The 25,008-nt window shown below is 36.3% G+C and carries 27 protein-coding genes; 17 read left to right on the forward strand and 10 right to left on the reverse strand.

From position 1 onward, the window contains the following. Positions 1 to 246 precede the first annotated feature (246 nt). The 17 genes from potA (at position 247) to S3O_RS10295 (ending at position 15,461) form a co-directional block, all read left to right on the forward strand. Positions 247 to 1,323, forward strand: coding sequence for a spermidine/putrescine ABC transporter ATP-binding protein PotA (potA, locus tag S3O_RS0100530; protein ID WP_010597089.1), 1,077 nt, complete (start codon positions 247 to 249; stop codon positions 1,321 to 1,323). Then, on the forward strand, positions 1,313 to 1,735 hold the full coding sequence (locus S3O_RS18410) for an ABC transporter permease (RefSeq protein ID WP_010597090.1): 423 nt from the start codon (positions 1,313 to 1,315) through the stop codon (positions 1,733 to 1,735). The genes potA and S3O_RS18410 overlap by 11 nt, the downstream gene beginning before the upstream one ends. Next, positions 1,713 to 2,174 carry an ABC transporter permease gene (locus S3O_RS18415; RefSeq protein ID WP_010597091.1) on the forward strand — a complete coding sequence of 154 codons (462 nt, stop codon included), beginning with the start codon at positions 1,713 to 1,715 and terminating at the stop codon, positions 2,172 to 2,174. Before S3O_RS18410 ends, S3O_RS18415 begins: the two co-directional genes overlap by 23 nt. Then, positions 2,155 to 2,892, forward strand: a complete 738-nt coding sequence (locus S3O_RS0100540) for an ABC transporter permease subunit (RefSeq protein WP_010597092.1) — start codon at positions 2,155 to 2,157, stop codon at positions 2,890 to 2,892. Before S3O_RS18415 ends, S3O_RS0100540 begins: the two co-directional genes overlap by 20 nt. Beyond that, positions 2,892 to 3,953, forward strand: a complete 1,062-nt coding sequence (locus tag S3O_RS0100545; protein ID WP_010597093.1) for an ABC transporter substrate-binding protein — start codon at positions 2,892 to 2,894, stop codon at positions 3,951 to 3,953. The genes S3O_RS0100540 and S3O_RS0100545 overlap by 1 nt, the downstream gene beginning before the upstream one ends. A 158-nt stretch (positions 3,954 to 4,111) precedes the next feature. Next, entirely contained in the window at positions 4,112 to 5,035 is a 924-nt protein-coding gene (accD, locus tag S3O_RS0100550) for an acetyl-CoA carboxylase, carboxyltransferase subunit beta (RefSeq protein WP_010597094.1), read from the forward strand. Between the two features lie 45 nt (positions 5,036 to 5,080). Continuing rightward, positions 5,081 to 6,352: a bifunctional tetrahydrofolate synthase/dihydrofolate synthase gene (folC, locus tag S3O_RS0100555; protein ID WP_010597095.1), complete on the forward strand. Its 1,272-nt coding sequence runs from the start codon at positions 5,081 to 5,083 to the stop codon at positions 6,350 to 6,352. Between the two features lie 505 nt (positions 6,353 to 6,857). Beyond that, positions 6,858 to 8,117 (forward strand): patatin-like phospholipase family protein, encoded by a 1,260-nt coding sequence (locus S3O_RS0100560; protein WP_010597096.1) that lies wholly within the window; start codon positions 6,858 to 6,860, stop codon positions 8,115 to 8,117. 395 nt (positions 8,118 to 8,512) lie between these two features. Continuing rightward, positions 8,513 to 8,959, forward strand: a complete 447-nt coding sequence (locus S3O_RS0100570; protein WP_010597097.1) for an SPOR domain-containing protein — start codon at positions 8,513 to 8,515, stop codon at positions 8,957 to 8,959. An 8-nt stretch (positions 8,960 to 8,967) separates the two neighbouring features. Then, positions 8,968 to 9,747: an orotidine-5'-phosphate decarboxylase gene (pyrF, locus tag S3O_RS0100575; RefSeq protein ID WP_010597098.1), complete on the forward strand. Its 780-nt coding sequence runs from the start codon at positions 8,968 to 8,970 to the stop codon at positions 9,745 to 9,747. A gap of 36 nt (positions 9,748 to 9,783) precedes the next feature. Then, positions 9,784 to 10,485 carry a (d)CMP kinase gene (cmk, locus tag S3O_RS0100580; protein WP_033227287.1) on the forward strand — a complete coding sequence of 234 codons (702 nt, stop codon included), beginning with the start codon at positions 9,784 to 9,786 and terminating at the stop codon, positions 10,483 to 10,485. Positions 10,486 to 10,597: 112 nt separating this feature from the next. Beyond that, positions 10,598 to 12,184 carry a 30S ribosomal protein S1 gene (gene rpsA / locus S3O_RS0100585; RefSeq protein ID WP_010597100.1) on the forward strand — a complete coding sequence of 529 codons (1,587 nt, stop codon included), beginning with the start codon at positions 10,598 to 10,600 and terminating at the stop codon, positions 12,182 to 12,184. Positions 12,185 to 12,326: 142 nt separating this feature from the next. Next, complete coding sequence (locus tag S3O_RS0100590) at positions 12,327 to 12,620, forward strand: lipopolysaccharide assembly protein LapA domain-containing protein (protein ID WP_010597101.1); 294 nt, start codon at positions 12,327 to 12,329, stop codon at positions 12,618 to 12,620. A 12-nt stretch (positions 12,621 to 12,632) separates the two neighbouring features. Beyond that, complete coding sequence (locus S3O_RS14920; RefSeq protein WP_010597102.1) at positions 12,633 to 12,950, forward strand: tetratricopeptide repeat protein; 318 nt, start codon at positions 12,633 to 12,635, stop codon at positions 12,948 to 12,950. After that, the gene (locus tag S3O_RS12970) at positions 12,892 to 13,749 is read left to right on the forward strand and encodes a tetratricopeptide repeat protein (RefSeq protein ID WP_156792660.1); all 858 of its coding nucleotides are present in this window, start codon (positions 12,892 to 12,894) and stop codon (positions 13,747 to 13,749) included. The genes S3O_RS14920 and S3O_RS12970 overlap by 59 nt, the downstream gene beginning before the upstream one ends. A 53-nt stretch (positions 13,750 to 13,802) precedes the next feature. Next, positions 13,803 to 14,615 (forward strand): SDR family oxidoreductase, encoded by an 813-nt coding sequence (locus S3O_RS0100600; protein WP_010597104.1) that lies wholly within the window; start codon positions 13,803 to 13,805, stop codon positions 14,613 to 14,615. A 12-nt stretch (positions 14,616 to 14,627) separates the two neighbouring features. Further along, positions 14,628 to 15,461 carry a Rossmann-like and DUF2520 domain-containing protein gene (locus tag S3O_RS10295; RefSeq protein WP_010597105.1) on the forward strand — a complete coding sequence of 278 codons (834 nt, stop codon included), beginning with the start codon at positions 14,628 to 14,630 and terminating at the stop codon, positions 15,459 to 15,461. 411 nt (positions 15,462 to 15,872) lie between these two features. Here the strand turns inward: S3O_RS10295 and S3O_RS0100615 are convergent, their stop codons facing one another. The 10 genes from S3O_RS0100615 to S3O_RS17845 form a co-directional block, all read right to left on the reverse strand. Further along, positions 15,873 to 17,072 (reverse strand): hypothetical protein, encoded by a 1,200-nt coding sequence (locus S3O_RS0100615; protein ID WP_010597106.1) that lies wholly within the window; start codon positions 17,070 to 17,072, stop codon positions 15,873 to 15,875. Between the two features lie 342 nt (positions 17,073 to 17,414). Continuing rightward, positions 17,415 to 18,578, reverse strand: a complete 1,164-nt coding sequence (locus S3O_RS0100620) for a hypothetical protein (RefSeq protein ID WP_156792661.1) — start codon at positions 18,576 to 18,578, stop codon at positions 17,415 to 17,417. Next, the gene (locus S3O_RS0100625) at positions 18,562 to 18,882 is read right to left on the reverse strand and encodes a hypothetical protein (protein WP_029463565.1); all 321 of its coding nucleotides are present in this window, start codon (positions 18,880 to 18,882) and stop codon (positions 18,562 to 18,564) included. The genes S3O_RS0100620 and S3O_RS0100625 overlap by 17 nt, the downstream gene beginning before the upstream one ends. A 151-nt stretch (positions 18,883 to 19,033) precedes the next feature. Continuing rightward, entirely contained in the window at positions 19,034 to 19,594 is a 561-nt protein-coding gene (locus tag S3O_RS0100630) for a hypothetical protein (RefSeq protein ID WP_010597109.1), read from the reverse strand. A gap of 80 nt (positions 19,595 to 19,674) precedes the next feature. After that, positions 19,675 to 21,588 carry a hypothetical protein gene (locus S3O_RS0100635; protein ID WP_156792662.1) on the reverse strand — a complete coding sequence of 638 codons (1,914 nt, stop codon included), beginning with the start codon at positions 21,586 to 21,588 and terminating at the stop codon, positions 19,675 to 19,677. Between the two features lie 22 nt (positions 21,589 to 21,610). Beyond that, positions 21,611 to 21,961 (reverse strand): hypothetical protein, encoded by a 351-nt coding sequence (locus tag S3O_RS0100640; RefSeq protein ID WP_010597111.1) that lies wholly within the window; start codon positions 21,959 to 21,961, stop codon positions 21,611 to 21,613. Between the two features lie 422 nt (positions 21,962 to 22,383). After that, a complete protein-coding gene (locus S3O_RS16895; protein WP_156792663.1) occupies positions 22,384 to 22,662 on the reverse strand; it encodes a hypothetical protein in 279 nt (92 codons plus the stop codon). 428 nt (positions 22,663 to 23,090) lie between these two features. Further along, the gene (locus tag S3O_RS17840; protein WP_010597113.1) at positions 23,091 to 23,318 is read right to left on the reverse strand and encodes a hypothetical protein; all 228 of its coding nucleotides are present in this window, start codon (positions 23,316 to 23,318) and stop codon (positions 23,091 to 23,093) included. Between the two features lie 76 nt (positions 23,319 to 23,394). Continuing rightward, positions 23,395 to 24,588 carry an Rne/Rng family ribonuclease gene (locus S3O_RS12975; RefSeq protein ID WP_083827573.1) on the reverse strand — a complete coding sequence of 398 codons (1,194 nt, stop codon included), beginning with the start codon at positions 24,586 to 24,588 and terminating at the stop codon, positions 23,395 to 23,397. Continuing rightward, positions 24,522 to 24,788: a ribonuclease E gene (locus tag S3O_RS17845; RefSeq protein ID WP_010597115.1), complete on the reverse strand. Its 267-nt coding sequence runs from the start codon at positions 24,786 to 24,788 to the stop codon at positions 24,522 to 24,524. Before S3O_RS17845 ends, S3O_RS12975 begins: the two co-directional genes overlap by 67 nt. Positions 24,789 to 25,008 lie beyond the last annotated feature (220 nt).

The raw sequence follows: 25,008 nt of genomic DNA on the forward strand, positions 1-25,008 counted from the left end.
TAAAGTGTAGACTCTAAATCTGGTATGCTTTGCTGAACTGAGAGCATGATAAATCAGCGAAACGTAAAAGAGAGTCGCTAATCAGTAATCCTCTTTTACGTGCATACTTGGCATAGATAGAACCAATATTGGTTTCAATCCGTTTGGTTTACGAGGAATTTTTAGTAATAGGTAGACATCAATGACGACCCATTGCATAATCGCTCCCAGTTTTACCATTCCATCCCACGTGAGGTTGTTTATTGAATGAATGGGAATGTACTTGAACTCGAAGGGGTTTACAAAAAATTTCACGATCAATCTGTTTTAGAAAATATTCATTTTCAGGTAAAACATGGCGAATTTCTGACCTTGCTCGGACCGAGTGGTTGTGGGAAAACGACTTTACTGCGTTTAATTTCCGGATTTGAAGTGCCGGATCAAGGTATCATTCGTATCGAAGGGCAAGATGTACGTGGTTTATCTCCACAGCAACGTCACGTTAACACGGTTTTTCAAAGTTATGCATTGTTTCCCCATCTCAATGTATTTGATAACGTCGCCTTTGGTTTACGCTGCCAGGGTCGCTTAAGCGATGCAGTCATTGAGAAAAAAGTCAACGAAGCGCTGCAAATGGTGAAATTAGGCCATTTAATTAAACGTAAACCTTATCAATTGAGTGGTGGGCAACAACAGCGCGTCGCTATTGCCCGTGCGGTAGTAAATCAGCCAGCTATTTTGCTATTAGATGAACCATTAAGTTCCTTGGATTATCGATTACGTAAAACAATGCAATTGGAACTCAAACAATTACAAACTCAGTTAGGTATCACTTTTATTTTGGTGACGCATGACCAAGAAGAAGCATTATCGATGTCGGATCGCGTGGTGGTGATGCACGAAGGGCATATCGAACAGATTGGCACACCGCGTGAAGTGTATGAAGAGCCCTACAGTTTAAGTGTGGCGCGCTTTATTGGGGAAGTGAATATCTTTGAGACAGAAGTGTTGTCTGTGGATGAACACGCTTTTCATGTTCAGATAGAAGGAAAACAATTTGTTTTAAAAAACCGCCGTGGATTTACTGCCGCCCAAAAAGTTTATACGTTAGTGCGCCCAGAAGATTTAGAGGTTTGGTCACCCGCTGAGGTGACCGATACGACTCAAATGTTTCCAGGTATAGTCGAGCAAGTGATTTATAAAGGTTCTACGGTGGATTTAATGGTGAGGCTTGAAAGTCAAACTTTGCTTGCCGTGACGCAATTTTTTAATGAAGACGATGAAAAGCTCGTTTGGGTGCATTGGATTCCAGGATGGGAGGTAATTTTACCTGATGAAAGCTGACCATATCTTTAAGCGACTCAACTTAACGGTTGTTGGACTTTGGCTGTTTCTTTTTGCGTTGTTACCCAATGTTCTTGTTCTGATTTTAAGTTTTTTAAAAACGGATCCCGTTAAATTGGTCCGTTGGCAATGGACATTGCAAAACTATGTTACGTTGGTTAATCCACTGTACTTTAAAGTATTTTGGCAGTCTTTTTATATGGCCGGTGTGTGTACTCTTATCTGCTTAGTGTTAGGGTACCCTTTTGCTTATATTTTGGCGCGAACGCCCTTTAAACATAAGAGCTTACTTCTTTTTTTAGTCATTATTCCGTTTTGGACCAGCTCATTGATTCGGACTTACGCCATTATTTCCATCCTCAAGGTGAAAGGATTACTCAATAAATTTTTTGTTAAGTATTGGTCTAATTGATCACCCGCTCTCAATTCTTTATACGAAAACGGCGGTGATGATCGGTTTGGTGTATAGCTTATTACCTTTTATGATTTTACCGTTGTATGCCAATATTGAAAAGTTGGATGGTCGTTTTATTGATGCGGCACGTGATCTCGGTGCGAATGGACAGACAATCTTTTCACGAATCATTTTTCCGTTAACTTTACCGGGAATTGCTAGTGGGATGATCTTAGTTTTTTTACCTGCGATGAGTATGTTTTATATACCCGATATTTTAGGGGGGGCGAAATCACTGTTGATGGGTAATTTAATCCAAAATGAATTTTTGGCGGCACATAATTGGCCGCTCGGTTCAGCGGTGAGTATGGTCTTGACATTGAGCATGGGGCTTCTTCTGCTCATTTACCGACGGGCAAATAAAGTAGGGCAGAACCATGATCAATCGATTTACTAAATATAGCTATCTCACGCTCGTTTATTTTTTCTTATATTTCCCTATATTAGTATTGGTGATCTATTCTTTTAATAATTCGAGCTATTCATTACTTTGGCATGGCTTTACACTGGATTGGTATCGGCAATTGGGCAGTGATACCGATTTATCAACGGTTGCGCTTCATTCTATTGAAGTCAGTGTATTAGCAGCAACGACGGCAACGCTTATCGGGACATTAGCCGCAACCTGTCTCTATCGTTATGTATTTTTTGGTAAACAGTTATTACATGGTTTACTGTTCGTGTTGATTATTTCGCCTGATATTGTCATGGGGATTTCCCTGTTAGTTTTATTTTTTCTCCTTAAAATGAAACTGGGTTTTTGGACATTGTTGCTTTCTCATATTACCTTTTGCATTCCGTTTGTTGCGGTCACTGTTTACAGTCGACTGAGCGGATTAGATCCCCATATTTTTGAAGTGGCGCGCGATCTCGGTGCCAGTGATTTTACAAGTTTCCGGCGTGTGATTGTTCCGATGTTTTTATCGCTTGACGATGTGATTATCAGCTTCTTTGTGACGGGACCAGATTTTCAGATTTTACCGCTTTATATTTACTCGCTCGTTCGTTTAGGGTTAAAACCCGAACTCAATGCCTTATGTTCAGTGATGTTTCTCATTACTTTGCTTATTTTGTTACTCTTTCAATTTGTCCTTCGTAAAAGAGGGGCTTACTAATGCATTCACGACGACGATTATTAGTTTTAGGTGGGTTGATCGGATTATGGTTCAGTTTGATGAGTGTCCCGGCCTGGGCCGAAGAAAAGGTAGTTAATATTTATAATTGGTCGGGTTACATTTCGAGTGATGTACTGAAGCAATTTACCAAGGAAACCGGGATTAAAGTCAATTACACGACGTACGACAGCAATGAGACGATGTATGCTAAATTGAAAGCCAACCCCAATACGGATTACGATATTGTGGTCCCTTCTACGTATTTTGTTGATAGGATGCGTAAACAAGGGATGTTACAGCCACTGGATAAAGCCAAGCTAAATAATTTTAAAAATCTAAATCCCGCTTTACTCAATAAGCCTTACGATCCCGACAATCGGTATAGCGTGCCTTATTTTTGGAGTACCACCGGTATTGCCCTGAATACCCGCTATCATAAATTGACAGCGGTGCAAACTTGGGCGGATCTTTGGAATCCACGCTACCGGAATCAGTTACTTTTTTTAGACGATATGCGAGAAGTTTTTTCGGTTGCTTTGTTGGTTTTAGGCTATTCACCCAATGACACCGATCCTGAGCATATTCGGCAAGCTTATTTAAAATTGAAAGCATTAATGCCCAATATTCGTCTGTTCAATGCCGATGGAGTGAAATCGTTGTATATTGATGAAGATCTCACTTTAGGCATGGGTTGGAATGGCGATATTTTTCAAGCACAGCAAGAAAATTTGGCGCTACATTTTATTTACCCGAAAGAGGGTTTCATTATTTCAATTGATAGTATGGTAATTCCAGTCGGGGCGGCGCATCGTAACAATGCTTACCGTTTTATCAACTTTATTTTGCGCCCAGATATTGCGAAAAAAATTAGTTTATCGACGGGATACGCTACACCGAATGCGGCGGCCATTCACCGGATGCCCACTTTACTTTTGAATAATCCGATTGTCTATCCAAACCAAGCAATTCTAAAACGGGGTATTGTTCAGGTCGCAGTCGGTGAAGAGGCGGAAGCGATTTATCAGAAATATTGGGAGCAATTAAAAATCGGTGGATTTTAAGATAAAATTCTGATTATTGATAATAAAATAGGCGTACATTTGGGAAAAAAAGCCAATAAATTATAAAATCAAGGGAAAGCCTCTATAAAGGTTTTGTATTTTAAGCAACCAGAGTATGATGGCCGATAAGATTTTTTTATATTGATAGTTTAAAGATTATGAGTTGGTTAAAAAGTGTTATCAAGGGTATCCAGACGGTGGTAAGCGGCCCCTTAAAAAGTCCCGATAATATTTGGGCACAAAAATGCCAAGGCTGCCAAAATAGCCCCTTAATTGAAAAATTAAAAGAAAATCTTTATGTATGCAACCGAGAATTGTATACCAGTGAAGGGTCTCCCAAAGTAGAATGTGGTTATCATTATCCAATTAATGCTCGCGAACGGTTGCTTCAGCTGTTAGATGAGGGCACCCAAGAAGAATTAGCGCAAGAAGTGGTGGCAATCGATTGGATTAAGTTTAAAGATAAAGTCAAATATAAGGATCGGATTGCGCAAAATATAAAAAAGACGCAGGAAAATGAAGCCCTCATCGTTGCAAAAGGACAAATCTATACTATCCCTGTGGTCATCGCTGTGTTTGAGTTTGGTTTTATTGGTGGTTCGATGGGAACTGCGGTAGGAACCCGTTTTGTACGCGGAGTGGAAGCGGCGATTGCGTTAGGCGTTCCTTTTATTTGCGTGTCAGCCAGCGGCGGGGCGCGTATGCAAGAAGGGCTCTTTTCGCTTTTTCAAATGGCGAGAACCAGTGCGGTACTTGCAAAGCTCAAGCAACGAGGTTGTCCTTTTATTTCTGTGCTCACCGATCCCACAATGGGTGGCGTAACGGCGAGTTTAGCCAGCTTGGGCGACATTATTATTGCTGAGCCCAAAGCACGTATCGGATTATCGGGCCCACGGGTGATTGAAAAAATCCTCAGTAAAGTTGTTTTTCCTGAAAATTTCCAACGAAGTGAGTTTCTTTTGGCCCATGGTGCAATTGATATGATTATTGATCGACGCGAATTAAAATCAAAAATCGCTGGGTTATTAAGTAAATTAAAAAAGGGTCAGCCACGCGTATATTCACTTACTGCGATCAAATAAAAAACCAATCTTTTCTTTTTTTAATACAAAAATTAGGTGGGGCGAATGAATCTTCATCAATTCACAACCAAGCACCAGTGGTTGAGTTATCTAGAAACACTCCATCTTAAAACGATTGATTTAGGTTTAGAACGTGTTAACAAAGTCGCTGCAAGAATAGGGGTGCGACAATTTGCTTGTCCGGTTATTTTGGTGGCTGGGACAAATGGTAAAGGTTCTACCGTCGGGTTACTGCAGGCTATTTTAGCTTCGGCAGGTTATCGTGTCGGAACCTATACCTCTCCTCATTTACTCGAGTTTAATGAGCGTATTCAATTTGCCGGGGTTCCCGTCTCTGATCATGCGTTACTTGAAGCTTTTCACTATATTGAACAGCAACGACAGGAAATTTCTTTAAGTCATTTTGAATTTACTACTTTGGCGGCATTTCATCTGTTTAAGCAAGCCTCATTGGATGTGCTCATTTTGGAAATAGGTTTGGGTGGACGTTTAGATGCCGTTAATTGCGTCGCAGCCGATTTAGCGATTATTACGAGTATTGATTTTGACCATATGGATTATCTGGGTACAACGTTAGAAGCAATTGGTGCCGAAAAAGCTGGGATTATTCAAGCGAAAAAACCGTGTGTGTACGGCGATGTCACCTCGATAGCAAGTATTACGCAGCGTGCGCAGGCGTTGGAGAGTCCACTCTATCAGCAGGCCAGTGATTTCCATTATCAAAAACAAGGTAAAACGTGGAGTTGGCACAATGCACAACAGCGGTTTGAGCATCTTCCTTTACCGACCATTGATTTACAAAATGCGGCAACGGTTCTGCAAGCGATCGATTTGCTTAAATCCTTTTTTACTATTACCCGCGATCACATTGAACAAGGACTAAACGAAGTGTTTATTCCGGGTCGCTTTCAAATAATACAAGACTCACCGCAGGTTATTTTAGATGTGGCACATAATCCAGCCGGCGCACGTTGTTTAACAAAGCGTCTTAAAGGAGAAAATAAACCTAAAAAAACTCATGCGGTGTTCGCTATGTTAGAAGATAAGGATCATCAGAATACCTGCGCGCCGTTAATTGAAATGATTGATGTGTGGCATGTTGCGAGTTTACCGACCACCCCACGTGGTGCGAGTGCCGCACAACTCACTTCAATGCTTCGTTCACTCAACAAACAAGTGGTTTATCAGCAGTACTCCAATCCAGGTATAGCCTATCAAAATGCTTTGTCGCAGCTAGAGCCATCGGATCGCGTGCTTGTTTTTGGTTCCTTTTATACAGTTGCTGCAGTATTTGTTGCGCTACAACAGCCTGTGTAATGAGTGATTAAAAATAGGAAATTTTATAGACGAGCCAAAAAGAACGCGAAGTTTTCATCGTAATCGTAGGTGATTGAGATCTCGTGGTAGTTGTGTATTAATTGATTTCACTACGCATTATTTTCCTTTATATCCATAGTTGCATATCTTAACTTTAAATCCGTGCCCTGTGTAATTAGGGTTAGTCAATAAAAATACTGTTTTAATATATTGATTATTCCATGCAGTAAATTAATTATTTATTTTTTTATAGATTTTAATTTAATTAGTATAGAATTATTTTACAATAAAAATCAATAGTTATTATATTATGTTTGTGAAACATAATATAAATTTATATTGGACAAAATAATAAAAAATAGATGATTTTACCTTTTTATTAAGAATTTAGATAAAATTTTTCTATAATGATATGTTAATAATTTTTATACAGCTATATAATGTTATAGTATTTTTATGTTAATAATTTATAATATTTTATCATAAATAAAAACCAGGATAAAATATGGAAAATATTCAGGAAAATAAAATTATAATAGAAATCCCAAAACCACCTATTACTGCTTTAGTATTTGAAGGTGGTGGTGTTAAAGGTCTGGCCTATTCAGGAGCATTCCAGGCGCTTAAACAAAAAAATGGATTACTCGATAATGTAAAGTGGGTAGCTGGAAGTTCTGCAGGGGCGATGACGGCTTTAATGGTTGCCTTGAATTATAGTCCAGAGGAAATAGAGCAAGAATTAACAGAAGTAGATTTTTCTAAATTTACTGACTCTCAGAGTAATCGATTAAGCGCTATTTTTGGTTATGTCACTAAATTAAAAAATATTTCTAGTCTTCATCAGGGAATGCATGATGGAAAAGAGCTTTATAATTGGGTAAAAAAGATAGTTAAAAATAAATTAAATAATGAGTTAGCGACATTCTCTGATCTTCAAGAAAAAACGAATCAATCTTTAGATTATAAAAACTTATTTATTATAGTAACTAATGCAAGTAAAAATAAAACAGAGATATTTTCTTATGAGACGACTCCTCGTTTGCAGCTTGCAGATGCTGTATTAGTGAGTATGTCTATTCCAGGTTATTTTTGGACACGTTATCTCGACGAAGATGAAATGCAACGAATAGATTGGGAACCAACAAAAGAAAAAATTAACAAAAAAACCCATAGGCTTATTCCTTATGTGGATGGTGGAGTCTTAAATAACTATCCTGTAGAAATTTTCAGTGATCGTCAATATTGGTTACCAGAATATTATGGTTTAGCTAAAACGCATAATTATAATCCTAGTATTATAGGTTTTCGCGTTGATTCAAAAACAGAAGTTGATTTTCTAATAGAAGAACATAATAAGGTTTTAAAGGAAGATACCTCTTTTCCTATACAAGAAGGACCTATGCAATATATTGAGGATAAAATTTCTAGTCTTTTACAATTTTTTACATCCGATTTAAATAAAATCGAGCAATTTAGTCGTGTAACTATCGGAATTAAAGATTGTGATGTTAAAACTACAGATTTTAAATTAACTAGAGAAAAGAAAGCTGAGTTAAAAGAAGAAGGAAAGAAAGCGGCCCAAGATTTTTATAATAAATTCTTGAAAGAAAATGTTTATAAGAAAATAATTTATAATAACTTATCTGATTTAGAAGATGACTATAAAAAAATAGAATCACTTATTCAAACAATAAGAAAATTAAACAGTAAGGATAGACATTTTTATGAATTAATTATTCCAGTCTTAGAGCTTAAAATAAATTAATTAGTAATAAAATTACGGAATTATCTAATTGATAGTCTAAGTTTATTTTAATTAAAAAAACCAGGTAAAAAAATATCATTTTTTACCTGGTTCTTTTTATATAGTATTATTAACTTTAAAGTTAAAGTGTATCCAGCAGACTAGTGTGAGTTATCTTTTGAGTAATAAAATTTAATCTTAGGTTGTTTCTACTTTTTTATCAACGAGCGAGTCGCTATTCTCACAAAAAGTGTAAGTCATCCTACCCCACCCCAAAAAAAATGAACTCAAATCACACGACGAACAATCGCTGTGATTTGTCCGGTGTCCGGCATATATGCACAGATTCGATTGGTTCAGCATATCAGTCTGTAATCAGTTATACTAATCGTTTCTTCTGGTGTTCAGGGGTGATAATGTCGATCTTCTCTAGAAATCGTTTAGGCATCACGATTATTTTTGTACTGATTGCTGTATTGATTGCATTTTATGCCTTTTTTTTAAGGAAAGTACCGGTCGCTTGGCATCAACAGCGTATTCCTTCTCCACCTCCAGTACCAAGTGTCGCGCGATTTGAAGCCGTTACCCCAATGAATGAAAAAACCAGTTCACTCAAAGAAAATGGATGGGTGCTAGTGGTACAAACTGTGAAAACGGCACAAGATGCGCAACGTCTCGTGCTTACCCTGCAACAAAAAGGTTTTAGAGCCTATGCACGTCCTCTTTCGAAGTCAGAAGGGCAAGTATGGCGTGTTTTTGTTGGGCCAGAGTTGAATTTAGAAGTGATTAAAGCGCTTGCACAACAATTACAACACAGTCAGGCACTTTCGACACAAATTGTTCCCTTTAACCCGTTAATTTAAAAAACTGTATGCAATCTAATAAAAAATTACCTTATGCGGTACGCGCCGCTTACTGCACGAATCCGACAGCAAAAAAACTCTGTGAACGGATGGCCGAAAAAAAAACGAATCTTTGTTTATCGGCAGATATCAGTGATCCACATGCATTACTGAATTTAGTTGAGGCAGTTGGATCTGAAATTTGTTTACTAAAAACCCATGTGGATATTTTGACAAGTTTTGATCAGGTATGGGTACACGCTTTACAAGCATTAGCGAAAAAACACGCTTTCTTGATTTTTGAAGATCGTAAGTTTGCGGATATTGGTCATACTGTTAAGCAACAATATGGTGGGGGGCTTTATCGTATTGCGGATTGGGCCGATATCGTGAATGCACATATTGTGCCCGGTCCTGGGATCATTGAAGGTCTTAAATCGGTCGGTTTAACTCAGCAGCGTGGTTTACTTCTTCTTGCCGAAATGAGCTCCGAAGGATCCTGGGCGCGGGGGGATTATACGCAGGCCAATGTGGCACTGGCTGAACAACATCGCGATTTTGTAATGGGTTTTATTACCCAGCATCAACTGAGTGACCATCCGGGCTTTTTACATCTCACTCCTGGCGTACAATGGCAACAGACCCAAGACTGCCTAGGTCAGCAATATATCTCCCCAGAACAGGCGATCATTCAGCATAAAACGGATATTGTGATTGTTGGACGGGGTATTTATCAAGCTGAACAGCCACGTGAACAAGCGCAACGGTATCGAAAAGCCGCTTGGAATGCCTACCAACAGGTTTTGTAAGTCTAGTTAATGTCTTTATTACAGGAGGCCATTTTAATGGCGGATCAAGATTCCGTACAGTTTGTGCCAGTTATCACCGTCGATGGACCCAGTGGCTCGGGTAAAGGCACGATCAGTCAAGCATTGGCGCACCATTTAGGTTGGCATTGTCTCGATAGTGGGCTGATTTATCGAGTGTTTGCCTATGTGGCCGATCAGCAAGCAATTCAACCTGAACAAGAGGCGGCTTTATTGAAGCTGATTGACGATTTTTCTCATTCGGTGCAAATGAAGGTCATCAATACGTCTTTGTGCGTATTTTGGCAGGAAAAGGAAATAAGTTCATTTGTTCGCAGTGAAGCATGTGGTGAATTGGCGTCTAAATTTGCGGCTTTACCCAGTGTTCGTACGGCATTACTCGATTATCAACGTGCTTTTCGTCAATCCCCAGGGCTGGTGGCCGATGGACGGGATATGGGCACCGTTGTGTTTCCGGATGCGGTGCTCAAAATCTATTTATCAGCCAGTCTTGAAGAACGGGCAAAACGCCGTTATTTACAGTTGAAGCGGTGGGGGAAGCATGTTAGCCTTGGCGCTGTACAAAAGGAGCTAAAACAGCGTGATACTCGAGATACAGAGCGTAAAGCGGCCCCACTCAAGGCAGCAGAAGAGGCTCTGATTCTTGATACAACACACTTGAGTATTCCTGAAGTACTCCAACGTATTCAAAAAACGTTGGCAAAAAAAGAGTTACGTTAAGTAGCGTAGCTACTAGGGGTTATTGGTCTAAAAAACCGATAACAAATAAATAAACGCGCTGAATGCGCCTAACCTAAAAAGTTCTTGATAAAAGAACAAGTGATATAACGATATGACAGAAAGTTTTAAACAGTTATTGGAAGAAAGTTTTTCTGACCAAGTATTCCATCCTGGGATGATTATACGCGGCACCGTCGTTCGCATTGAAAAAGATCGTGTGGTCGTGAATGCGAATCTTAAGTCAGAAGGCCTGATCCCGATTGAACAATTTTACGATGAATCCGGAGAATTAGAAGTCGCCGTCGGTGATGAAGTCGATGTGAGCATTGAATCCTTGGAAGATGGTTTTGGTGAAACGCGCTTATCACGTGAAAAAGCAAAACGGGCAGAAATGTGGACTGCACTGCAAACGGCGCATGATGAAGGTTCAATTATTAAGGGACTGGTTACTGGTAAAGTAAAAGGTGGTTTTACCGTCGAGCTTGGCAATATTCGTGCTTTCTTACCCGGTTCCTTAGTGGATGTACGTCCTTTACGTGATTCCAATACCATTGAAGGTAAAGAACTGGAATTCAAAGTGATTAAACTGGATCCAAAACGGAACAATATCGTTTTATCTCGTCGTGCGGTGCTCGAGTCTGAAGGTCAAGCGGGACGTGAACAACTCTTAGCGGAATTAGAAGAAGGACAAGTGATTAAAGGGATTGTGAAAAACTTGGCAGACTACGGTGCCTTTATTGATTTAGGCGGAATTGATGGTCTTCTTCACGTCACGGATATTTCTTGGAAGCGTGTAAAAAATCCATCGGAAGTGCTGGCCATTGGCGATGAAACTGAAGTGCTTGTCCTGAAAATCGAAAAAGAACGTGGACGTGTTTCATTAGGTCTTAAACAATTAGCGGGTGATCCGTGGGCAGATTTAGTGAAGCGTTATCCCGTTGGGACACGCTTGAAAGGTAAAATTACTAATGTCACCGATTACGGTTGCTTTGTTGAAGTCGAAGAAGGGGTGGAAGGACTGGTTCACGTTTCTGAAATGGATTGGACAAATAAAAATATTAATCCGAATAAGATTGTTCAAGTCGGGATGGAAATTGAAGTGGTGGTTCTCGATATTGACTTAGAACGACGCCGCATTTCTTTGGGTATTAAACAATGTCAATCCAATCCTTGGGAAGATTTTTCGAATAACCACATGAAAGGTGAGCGTATTCGCGGTAAACTGAAATCAATTACTGATTTTGGACTGTTTATTGGTTTACCCGGTGGTATTGACGGACTCGTACACTTATCGGACATCGCTTGGAATATGTCAGGAGAAGAAGCGGTTCGTAAGTATAAAAAAGGTGATGAATTGGAAACCATTATTCTTTCCATTGATCCAGAACGTGAACGTATTTCGTTAGGGATTAAGCAATTGGAGCTAGAGAGTGATGAGAGCGTCGCGAAGGTGGATCCATTCGATGCGTATCATGAAAATCAATGGGTTCGTGCGACAGTGAAAGAAGTGACGCCAGAGCGTATTCACGTTGAGTTAAGTGATCAGATCGAAGCAGAACTTTTATCGTCAGAATTAGGCGATGATGCAATGACGTTTACGGTAGATCAAGAAATCAACGCACGAATCTTGACAATTGATCATCATCATCGTCGTATTGAACTTTCTTTGATTCCATCAGAAGAAAAATCATCTACTTAATCATTGGATGATTTGAAAATAGATAATATCTAAGAGATGATAAGCGGTTGCCCGATTACTTGAAAGAAGAATAATCGGGCGATTGTTTTCCTAATCATCCACTGTATCTTTCTTTTATTAGGCCGCTATAAGAGACTTTATTATGAGAATAGTTATCTACTTATTCCTCTTTCTATTGGCATTGACGTTTGTTTTTTTCTCAGGGCTCAATGCGCAATTAGTCACGGTAAATTATTATATTGGGACTCAGCAACTCCCGCTTTCACTTTTAGTGATTTTAAATTTTATTTTAGGGGGGCTTTTAGGCTTATTATCCGGGTTAGTCTTATACCTCAAACTACGTTATACCAATCGTCGTTTACGGAATCGTTTAAAACTTGTCGAAGAAGAACTGGTTAATTTACGTGCATTACCATTACACGATCCTTCTCATTAGGTAGCGCGCACGATGATAGAGTGGCTATTTTTATTGCTTCCTCTTGCTGCCGCTTCTGGTTGGTATTTCTCCTATCGAAATTTTTCGGGGAAAACTATTGATCAAAAATCCGGCATGAATTCAAATTATCTGCTGGGTATTAATTATTTACTCAATGAACAAGCGGATAAAGCAGTCGATACATTTATTAAAATACTCGAGGTAGACATTGAAACGGTCGAAACCCATCTAGCTTTGGGTGTTTTATTTAGACGGCGAGGTGAAATTGATCGTGCCATTCGACTTCATCAAACAAGCGCTTTTGGCGTTGGGCCAAGATTATTATCATAGTGGGCTACTCGATCGTGCAGAACGTCTTTTTAGCCAGTTAATTAGCGAAAAGAATGAATACGGTAAAATGGCATTACATTATTTATTAGATATTTATCAACAACAAAAGCATTGGGAACGCGCGATTGAGCACGGTCAAAAAATTGCTCAATCAGACTCGTATCGTGTTAAAGATATGGCCCATTATTATTGTGAACTTGCATTGATCGTTCAACAGGAAAATAATCATTCAAAAGCCAATGAGTATTTGCGTAAAGCTTTACGTTATGATCCCCATTGTGTTCGGGCGAGCTTGATGAAGGGAAACTGGTTGATGCGAGATAAAAAATGGCAAGCCGCAATAGAGGTGTATCAGCAGGTTAAGCAGCAAGCAGACTATCTCACCGAGACGTTGACGCCATTACAATATTGTTATGCACAGAAAATAGATGGGCAAAAGGCCTTTTTAGATTATCTACAGACGGTATTAACAGAATATCCGAGACCCACTATTTATTTAGCCATGGTTGAGTTACTTCGCCAGTACGACCCAGAGCATGCTCGTGAATTTTTAATTCAACAGCTCCAAACGCAACCCTCATTACAGGGGATTTATCATTTAATGCAGTTAAATTTAGATAAGAGTGAAGCGTGCGAACAGGAAAAAAACCATTGGCGGCTATTAAAAGAATTTGTCACCGAACTCTTGAAAAAAAAGACGATTTACCGCTGTTTTCATTGTGGTTTTAATAGTAAGATCCTCGACTGGCTTTGCCCGGCGTGTCGGCGCTGGGGCAGTATTAAACCAGATATTGATTAATATCGATGTGTAAATGAAATAGAGGCATCGATCGTTTTGCTTGGAGTATTCTGATGGCCACAGCGTTGCGTGTTAAAGATAAAGTCGCTTTGATTACCGGAGCGGCTTCCGGTTTAGGGAAAGCGATAGCGGGTTTACTTCATCGGGAAGGGGCGCAAGTGATTTTGACCGATATTCAAGATGCAATTGGCGTAAAAGTGGCTCAAAACTTAGGGCATCGCGCCTTTTATCATTCTTTAGATGTCAGTCAAGAAGCGCAGTGGGTGACATTGGATCAATGGATTCAACGGAAAGGTCTTAAAGTAACTATTTTAATTAATAATGCGGGGATAACTGGATTTTCTGAAGCGTTAGGTCCACAAGATCCAGAACACGCGAGCCTGGAAAGTTGGCGGTCTGTTCATGCAGTGAATGCCGACGGTGTTTTTTTAGGATGCCGTTGGGCGATTGCCCATATGAAAGGACACGGTGGAGCGATTGTGAATATTTCTTCACGCTCGGCAATGGTTGGTATTCCCGGCGCCGCTGCTTATGCATCAAGCAAAGCATCGGTACGTAATCATACTAAATCGGTAGCGATCTACTGTGCAGAGCAAGATTACTCTATTCGTTGTAATTCAATTCATCCTGGCGCAATTTTAACGCCAATGTGGGAATCGATGTTACCCAATGTAAAAGATAGAAAACAAAGTATACAAGCGATTGCAGAACAAATTCCGTTAAAAAGAATGGGTGAGCCAATCGATGTGGCCTATGCGGCGCTTTATTTGGCTTCGGATGAAGCGAAATATATAACGGGTACGGAATTAACCATTGATGGAGGTATTTTAGCCAGTTCCGGTGCACCCCCTAAAAATAATCAATAATAGAAAAAACGGATGAATTGTATAGAAAAACCAACTATTAATCTAATTGGTGCCGGAAAAGTCGGTAAGGCGTTAGCAAAGCGTATTATTCTGCATCAGTGTGGTACGATTCAGGCGGTGTGTAACGCTACATTACAGAGTGCTAAACAAGCGGTTGCTTGTTTAGGGCAAGGTTATGCCGCAAAAATTGATGAATTACCGCCAGCGCAAATAACTTTGATCACAACACCTGATGATCAGATAGCGCAGTGTTGTAGGCAATTGGCACAAACAAAGACCTTAGTCCATGGCGCTTATGTGATCCACTGTAGTGGCGCTTGGAATGTCGATATCTTAACGCCTGCTCAACAGCAGGGGGCGTTGGTAGCAAGTGTGCATCCTTTGCAAAGCATTACGGAAGATACTTTACAGCAATTTGATCAAGGTACTTATTGTGCGATAGAAGGAGACCTTGCTGTCATTCCTCCTTTACAAGACTTTTTTACAGCACTGGGTTTTATTCCGTTTGTTCTCGAAACTTCACAAAAAGTTGCTTATCATGCCGCGGCTGTTTTTGCTTCGAATTACCTTGTAACCTTAGCCGAGCAGGCATTACTTTGTTTAAAGGAAGCTCAGATTGAATCGCCGCTTGCCATAGAATTGATTACAGTCCTGATGCAGCAAACCTTGAATAATTTAAAGAAAGAAAAGATCCCAGCTCATATCTTAACAGGGCCGATTCAACGTGGTGATAAGCAAACGATAGCGAAACATCTTGCTGTTCTTCCTGAGGGATTACGCAATGTTTATCAACAATTAGGACAAAAAACAATCGCTATTGCGGCTCTTCCTACCTCGAAAAATTGAAGCATTACTTACTTCATCCTTTACGAGTAAAAAATAATTGGAGATCCATTGAGTGAGAGATGAATCAAGCCTTTATTGATTTATTTTTTACCTATTAAACTAGGATAAGCGGACTTTTGAGAAAATGGGCATACAAGGCGGCGGTTGTTTTAAAACAAGGAGTAAATATGCGTGGTCTAAAAAAGGAAAACAAGCTTATATTTATCCGAACCTTTGTGTTAAAGGCTATGTTCATTTTTCTTGATATAGTATCATCAAGAAAAATGAACTAGGCGTTATAGCTTACATCAGTGATAACAAGCGAGTGGTTGAAAGTTACCCGATGGCTTTAACAAAATCTCATTAATGTATTACGCTCATTAGGTTTAGACTCAGAACTTCTCGAATTTAAGCCAATGACATTACAATCGGCTATTCTTCGGTTTTCTTCATATGTATTAAAAAAAATAGGGGGATCGATCTATTGGTTAATACAGTCTCTTTCTTATAATTTAAAAGATTCTCTTTAATTTCTGCTAGCTCTGCTAGTAAAGCTTGTAAATTTTCAGTAAAAGTACTTGTTATTTCTGAATTTTGTTCAGTAAGTTGATTTAAATATTGATATTCCTCTTTTCTATTTTCGAAAATATGCTTCATCCAACGTATATCAACTTTTCCTCTACCTAATCTATCGATCTCATTGAATTGTTTCTCTATACTTTTTAAGTCTTCTTTCCATGAGTTTTTTGTTTGATTAGTTAAAAAAGTATTCGCATATTCTTCTGCTAAGTATTTAGATTGATCACTTCTTTCATTGAAAAGATGCTTAAACCAATGATAAATCTTTTTCCCTTCGTGGAGTAACACTTGCAATAGAGGAAGTTGTTTATTGAATTGATCAAGCGGATTCACATAAATTTTTGGCACATAAAAAGCATGGGTATTTTCACCTTCAAAATAGATGCTAGGATGCCCGTTAAATTCAATGGGACACAACGTTGGTTTAGAATATGTGTCCTCTAGCATGGCTACTTTAGCAGTACTTTCTTTAGGGAAGTGATCTAATTTTATAGAGGATTCTTTACTTGTTGGATTTTTTGGAAGATCTACATCAAAAACTGCCGGTTTAAAATCGTTTTTTATGTTCAGGAAATATTTAAACAATGAGTTTAACCAGCTTTCTGGTCTTGTTGCGCTTGAAGTAATGGCTTCTTCCATTATTTTTGAATTTTGATTTATATCTACTTCAAGCTTATCTTGCGTAAGTTTTGATAATTGGAGATGATCCCTTTTAGTAAAAAATTGATAATAATTAAAATAGCGCAATGTAACCAGTTCATCATCAAATTGAAGTAATGTAATAAATCTTGTCGAATTCGAAAATGAATTTATTGGAGTTATCTTTGAATAATTTTCAAGGCTATCTTGTATTCTAAATGGAGCGAGTAAGGGCCTTGTTAAGGATCCTATTATATTAACTGCTAATAAACTTTTATATTCAAAATTAATAAAATAAGAGACATTATTTATCGTCACGAGGTTAATTTTTGAATTTAAGAATATAATCGTTGAGTTTTCATCAGGTTCATCTCCTGTTGTTAAATAAAGTACATAAATAGCTAGTAAAATCACCTGTTATTACAATATCATTATCATTTTCTCTTGGGAAATAGAAATAATTATTAAAAATATACCTGTCAAATACAATCTCATCATAATGATTATTTTGATTCATACTTATTGCCTGTGATTCAATCATAGAATAAGGTTTTTCAATTTTTATTTCCACTATGATAAGTTTAGTTTTCCAAGCTTGCTCTTTCTTTTTTGAAAACTCGAGATAAGTCTTTGTATAATTGTTATTTTTTGACCAATAACCTTCAATCCTTTGAGAATAATTGTCTAAATATTTAGCAGATTTTTCTAAACTTAAAGTTAATATCGCTATGTCGTTATCTAAATTGAATTGTAATTTTAAATGCTCGCTACTTGGTATGACAGTAATCTGATCAAAAGTAATATTACTAGGTAATGAAAATATTTCTTGTTTTTAATATAAATGTCTAATAGTTCACCCGTAAACGTTCCCGTATCAAAAGATTCTGCTCTGAATTCTAAAGTATTATTATAGGTGAATTGCATATTAGTTACTAATTTAACCTCAAAGTGAGTATGATAAAAGTTATAATCACAGGCGGGCCGAGATAAGTGAAACGGGCGGGTAGCATTAACTAATATATCTTGAAGTATAAATGTATTATTACAAGGAATAGAAAAAATTGAACTTTCTGTAGTAACATAGTGATTTTTAAAACAAAGAGTTAAGTTTTTTATCTTCTTTAAATTAATAACACTTAATCCTTTTTTATTTGTCACTCTATCTTCATCAAAATAAAAAGTATACTTCAGTTCTGATTCAGAAAATCCCAAAAAATGCTCAATAGGTATATCCTCTACAAGCTCAAAGATTGTCTCTGAATGATTTCTGTGTGGAAAAGGATGAATATTAAAGTTGATTGAATAGATATTTTTATAAACATCAGGACGTGCAAGCCCTGGACCAGTAATTTTAATTCTAGATATATGAGGAGTTTCTGTTTCTTCTAAAGGTAGAATTCTTTTCACAATAAAACCAATCACTTCTTTTTTATACAATTTCGATCTTTGATAGTCTTCTTGGAATATCCAGGTATAATTATTAATAGTAGCGGGATCAATAAGACCAAATAAATAATTCGCAGAACTCACAACTAATTTCCTGCGTTTTGATTCTGGTAAGATATTCGATAAAATAATCGCTTTAGCATCATTGTCTGCATTAGGTATATAAGGAGCCGTTATAAGCTCGCCTTTTGAACATTTTTTTTCCTTAGATTTAGGAAAACCCATAAAGGTTCCTATACTAATATCATATTCTTCAGAAAATTTTTCTTTATGATCGGGTGTAATTTTAATACTTCTTGGGTCATGGCAAAAAGTGGTATTTTTAGTAAAAATAAATTCAAAATTAGATAATTTTTTTATCTTAAATATTGGGAAATATTTTCTATCTGGCGATATTTTATTTTTAGGTTTATCTTCTATATTGGGTATTGAAAATGCAGCATATTTATAATCAAGATTATATTTTTTGGCCATGATCATCAATAAATCTTTCAAATGCTGCAAATATAAGATCTTTTGAGTCAATTCCTACGGTTGTATAATTAAAATTATCAGGAGAAACCGAACCAATAGCCGTATTAAGCGCTAAATAGCTTTTTTCAAGCAATCCAAGTTTGGATAAATTAAATCCATCAATTATTTCTTTTAAGTTGTAATACGTTTCAATGCCAATCCCATATGAAACTAACATAAGTAAGCTTATAAAACCATATTTAATTGATTCTAGTTGGATAGGATTTATTGTCTCTTCGATAGCAAGAAAATAAGATAAAAACATATATACACTCATGTGCATACAATAATGATTATTTTTGTTTTTTTCGGAAAAGATACACTCAGGAATAACATCTTGTATCAATGATAAAGTCATTACTCCTATACTAAATATAGGAAAATTTTTGTAAATTTTAGATAGACCTTCAGCGCATCTAGGACAGTCTTCTTTTATCTTTATAAAAGACGCGTAAATATTTAGCTAACCATTTATCAGTAGCGTCAAAAAAAGGTTCTACAAATAGATCAAGCCAAGGTGTAATAGTTGTCAAAAAATCAACAGTCGCTGATTGATTTGTCGTAGCTTTCATTATCGCTCTAATTGCATAAGGAAGAGAACTCGGAATAGGGAATAAAAACTTTTTAAAAAAATCAAGCTGTCGACGTGTTCTAATTTTTTTTAAATCAGTGATCAAAGATTTTATCTTTTCATTATATATAAAAGATAAAATCTTTTCTTCACCATGAATTTTTTTTAATTCATCAATAAAATCACTATTATTTTCATTAATCGCTTTTATATGGCAATCATAACTAATTTTATATAAATCATGGAGAGTCAATTGAGTAATATTGAATTTTTCTTCTCGTATTTTACTTAGAAGTATTTCACCATAAAATTCAAAGAATAACTTTTGAAGTTCTATATAGTCTATTCTATCCTGTAAAGCTTTAAAATATTCCTCATATCTCTCAAAGGAAATATTTGGATACATTATTAAAATATATTGAAGAGCAACCTTTTCTTCATGACTGAGCTTAAAAAAAGAACTCTCTAGTTTTTCTACTCTAAAACTTAATTTTTCAGAAAAATCATCAAAAAAATTTTTTGATGATTTTTAAATTTTTCAATATTAATAAATAGGGTATCAATAGCAAAAAACTCTTGAATAAATTTAATTGGGAGACCAAGTATTTTTTGTTCGGGTAACATTTTATCTGTAATTATGATTGTTAAGTTAAGTTGATTTAACTTATCTCCGTAGTGTTGGTAATTTTGATTAAAATCAATACCATATAAGTTAGCATGACTTGAATTTTTGAAAAAATTAAAAGGATGAAATATGACTTCTTGTTTACTTTCGGAACGATCGATAAAAAAATATTTTTTTATCCACGCTGAAATGTGGTAAGTATTATCTAAAAAGGTAAATAAAAAATTTTTCGTAGGAGAAAATAAGCTATGAGAAAAAAAATAATAATTAAGGGTAGATTTTCCTATCAAAAGCGTATCTACGCTACTTTTACATAATAAAACATATTGATATGAATTATTAATAAATAGTTCTGTTAACGTGGAATTTATAGTATTGATGCTGTCTGAGGTATACCCTCTTCTTTTCTCATCACTCAGCAGTGATTGATGAGCTAATATATAATTATAAAAATCATCAATAGCTTTTTGATAAATAGCAATTTGCTCTCTTTCTTCTTGATCCAGTTGTAAAATATTCGGTTTATTATATATAATATCTTGAACACATGCATTTAAAGCTTGTGCATCAGTATTTTGAAATAGGTAGGAAAAAAGCGAGAACATACTTTCTTTTTTTAATTGATCAATACCAAGTATATTCGAATATGTTTGTGAATCACTTTGTATATAATTAATGTTAAAAAAATTAACCTCATTAGCTAATGGAAGCTGATTATAAGGACGCGCTTTTTGATCAATCATGTCATTATAATTAGTTGTTAATAGATTACAAACGTTCTTTTTTTCTTCACTTGATTTAGTTACTAAAAAAGGTGTGAACCCTCGAAAATCTCTATAATTTATAATTTTTAAAAATTTATGGGTATCTGTATGAAAAATAGTTCTTATTTTATTTAAAATAAGAACTAACAGACTATCATCACTCATATCATTATTATCTATAAGATGTAGAAAAATTTCTCCTTTTGAATTAGAAATAGTAAAATAATCAAAAATTAATTCATTATTATTAGATACTTTTAATAAAGCATCGATAAGTGAATTAAATATATTGATAGAATATGCTCCATTCTTCGCTCGATTATCATCTAATTGATCTATAATAGATTTATCAATAGGAGAGTGTAAGAATGCGTTGAGTATTTCAATATTTTTCGGTTGGTTAGTCAACTTGAGGATAAGATGCTGTACTGAAACTATTTCTAAAATATTTTTTTTAAATAGCTCTTTTTGAGACAAATAGTTTACTAATTCTAATGGCTGGTCTTCATAAGCTATGCTAGCCTTTTCAACTAAGATACGAAAATTTTCATCTTGTGCTAAAATTGAAGTAAGAACAATAGGTGAAGTAGGTAAATTATTATTTATAAATTTCAAATAAAGAGGATGTTTAATTTCATAAATTTCTTCAATACCCTCCATAAGTGTACTAAAAATATGGTCATTATTAGTTATAATAGCGCTATTTATTAAAGAATAGATTTTATTCGATGAAGTAATATAATTTTGATTAAAAAACAAATCATATAAATCATGTGAATGGTCTATATCTCTTAATATGATTTTTTTCATATATAGAAGTAATTGACTTACGAAATCTTTTTTTACTGATCGTATTGAAATCAGTAAAGCGGTCATTCCTAAATGATTTTTATGAGAAATAAACTTAATAAAGTTTTGTAGAGAAAATTTTTTATAGGCACTTTTTAGTAGACTATTAAAGAAATTTTCATTATTAATAGTATTTAATTTTGCATTGCTCATGGTTGTCAATACAGTATCCTTCGAATGACCACTAATATAAAAAAGGTATTCTTTCTATATTATTTAATAAAAAAAAATCTTCAGGAGACGTCGTTAATAATTTTTCAGAGATTTTAGATAATTCAGGCTCTATATGCTCTTTATCTAATGATTCTAAAACGCTTATGAGTAAGCTTTGTAAAAATAGACTGTAATCTTCTGATAATGCCATAAAATTTATATTTTTATTTGATCTATACCTATCCGAATTAATACAATTCTCGAAATAGATATTCCAAAGATTTTTAAAAGGATCAACTTTTATAGAGTTAATAACTTGAGTGAGATTAGGTAGGGATCCGTTACGAGTGTCGCAGGTTGTTAAATCAAAAAATTCTTGCATGATAACATTCCATTGTTTATTTTAAATTTTTTATAAAAATAATTATAAGGAAAAATATTTTTATAGGCAAAAAATTTTTTACAAAAAAGATAATATCGTACGTTTTAGATATCTCAAAAATAGAAATTGAGTAAAATATTGCCTCATAATTAATATAGCGAGACATCACTCGAGTCTGAACAGATAAACAGAGTGTGGATGCTCATGAAAAATTTGGGCCATCTAGATCCCCAAATTAGTTCGAACTCAATTCAATTAGAAAATCTTAAAAAATATGAATGGATAGGGTATTGGGGGTGGGATAGACTCAGAGAGTCGATATTGCATAAGAATTCAATCATTTTATATATTTATGATACTCGCTAAATAAATAATTTTTTATCCAAATAGACTCTCTTCAGAGAGTCTATTTGGTGTCAGGATTATTTCTGTGATTCTTCTTTTTTGGGATGTCCAAAATGACGTTGACGTAATTTTGGTTCACCACCATAGCGACGTATAGTAGAGCGATGCGACTTGAGTGTATTGATAGGAGGAGAGGTTAATACTTTTTTCTCAAAAGACTCAACTAGAGAAGAAATTGTAGTTGGGGGTGTAGTGGGCGCGACAACACAGACAGGTATTGTTTTAGCTTCTTTGACAATCGAAGGTTTTACACACTCTACGACTTCTATAATTGAAATAGCTTGTTTTTCAGGCAAAGTGGTGGTTGGATTAGAAGGCGTTTTAATGGTTGTCGCAGCATCTGGATCTGGTGCTGTAACGATTGTTGAACGGCTTTCTGAATTAGCAATCGATCGTGCGACAGATCGTCGTTGATTTTGCGATCGATTGGTTGTTTTCTTTTCTAAAGTCGCGGTAGTTTGTTGTTTTACCTGATTATTTTTATAGCGCTCAGTCTGAGTGAGTGGGTTTTGTATACCACTTCCCGAACGTGATGTTGGGTTTCCTCGTTTTCTACGATTACGTGAACGAGAAGAAGGCGCGGTTCGATGAGAAAGATCTTCACTATTGTTGTTTGAAGTTTTGGTAGAAGAGCCAACGGACCTACGATTAGACGAGCTTGCGGGTGTTTTTGATGTCGATTCTATATGATGATTGGTTTTATCTTTTATTGAATCGATATCCTTTATTTTTTTAGTTTTTTTAAATCAGTTAATAATGAAAAAAGACGGCCCAGTAAACTTAATTTTGTTTTCGATTTATATTTTCTACCTGTTAAAACCATTGATTTAACAGCCGGTTCTTCTGACTTGGGTATAGTCGCGTTGTAATGGACAGGTGTCACCGATTTTTGAGCATAATCTTCAATCAATTCATAGCTATGATGGGTAGAGGTTTCTCGATGAGTATCCAACTTGTTTTTAGAAATGGGCGTGACTTTAAATTGTGGTGAGTGCCAATGAGGATTAGGAATTAAAACGAGTTTTACTTCATAATCGGTCTTCTAGCTTGACCAGTGTGCCACGTTTTTCATTAATTAAATAGGTGATGATTTCAACGGGCACTTCAACTTGAATTTTGATTGTTGATTTTTTTAAGGCCTCTTTTTCGATAGAGCGAATCAAGGATAAACTCAGTGATTCAATACTACGTATAGTGCCTTGACCACTACAATGAGGGCACAGTGTTTCATTACCTTTACCCAGAGAGTGTCGTAAACGTTGGCGTGACATCTCTAAAAGACCAAAACTCGAAATACGGCCTATTTGAATACGTGCTCGGTCATGCTTGGTGGCTTCGCGTAAACAGTTCTCGACCTTACGTTTATTTTCTTCAGAATTCATATCTATAAAATCGATAACAATTAACCCACCTAAATCACGAACGCGAAGTTGGTGTGCGATTTCTTTCGCCGCTTCTAAATTGGTTTTAATTGCTGTTTCTTCAATATCGGTATTGCGTGTCGAACGTCCAGAGTTAATATCGATCGCAACTAAAGCCTCCGTACGGTTAATGACAATGGTGCCACCGGAAGGCAAACGAACTTCTGGTTTGAAAGCCGATTCTACAGCATCTTCTAAACCATAATCTAAAAATAGGGGTGTTTTCTTTTGATAACAGTTTATTCGCGAAACAAAATCTGGTCGAATTTGTTCAATATACTGCTTTACTTTTTCATAAATAGATGGATCATCAATAATAATTTGGTCAATATCTCGACGTAAATAATCACGTAAGGAACGCGTGACCAGGTCACCTTCTTGAAAAATCAAGAAGGGGGCGGAACGTGCAACAAAAGCGGCTTGAATGGCATCCCATTGACGGAGCAATAAGTTAAAATCGGCTTGTAATTCGTCTAACTCACGACCCACGCCGGCTGTACGGAGAATCAAACCCATGCCTTCTGTAACTGGAAGTTGGCTTAAGCGTTCTTGCATGCTGCGGCGTTCTTCGCCTTCAATCCGACGCGAGATACCTCCGGCACCGGGATTATTCGGCATTAAAACTAGATAACTACCTGGCAAAGTAATATAAGTCGTTAACGCCGCACCTTTATTACCACGTTCTTCCTTTTCAATCTGAACCATAATCTCTTGACCCACTTTAAGGGTATTTTTTATGGCTTGGAGATCATTACGATTTTTAAATTTAAAATAGCTGGGGACAATTTCTTTGAATGGCAAAAAGCCATGGCGTTCAGAAACGCGGCCTCAAGGCTGGGTTCAATACGGCTGATTTTCCCTTTATAAATATTTGATTTTTTTTGTTCACAACCACTGTATTCGATATCTAAATCGGCAAGTTTTTCGTCTTCCATTAAGGCTACCCGTATTTCTCCAGGTTGAGCCGCATTGATTAATAATCGGTTCTTTTCTCTCTGCATCGTTGAATCCTAATCTAACTGAAGGTCCAACTAAGCTTGATTGTATTTTAGGTCCTGTCGTTATTCTTTATTTTTTGTCGTTAAAGCGAAGCGCCACGTATTGCATTTTTACATAACATTATTAACCCGTATTCTGTCAGAATAATACCTACATTTTATTTTAAAAATACGGATATCACCTTTCTTTCGTACAGGCTCTAGTTTTAAAGGACTAGAGTGT

Source organism: Rickettsiella massiliensis 20B (assembly GCF_000257395.1).
Taxonomy (GTDB): Bacteria; Pseudomonadota; Gammaproteobacteria; order Diplorickettsiales; family Diplorickettsiaceae; genus Diplorickettsia; species Diplorickettsia massiliensis.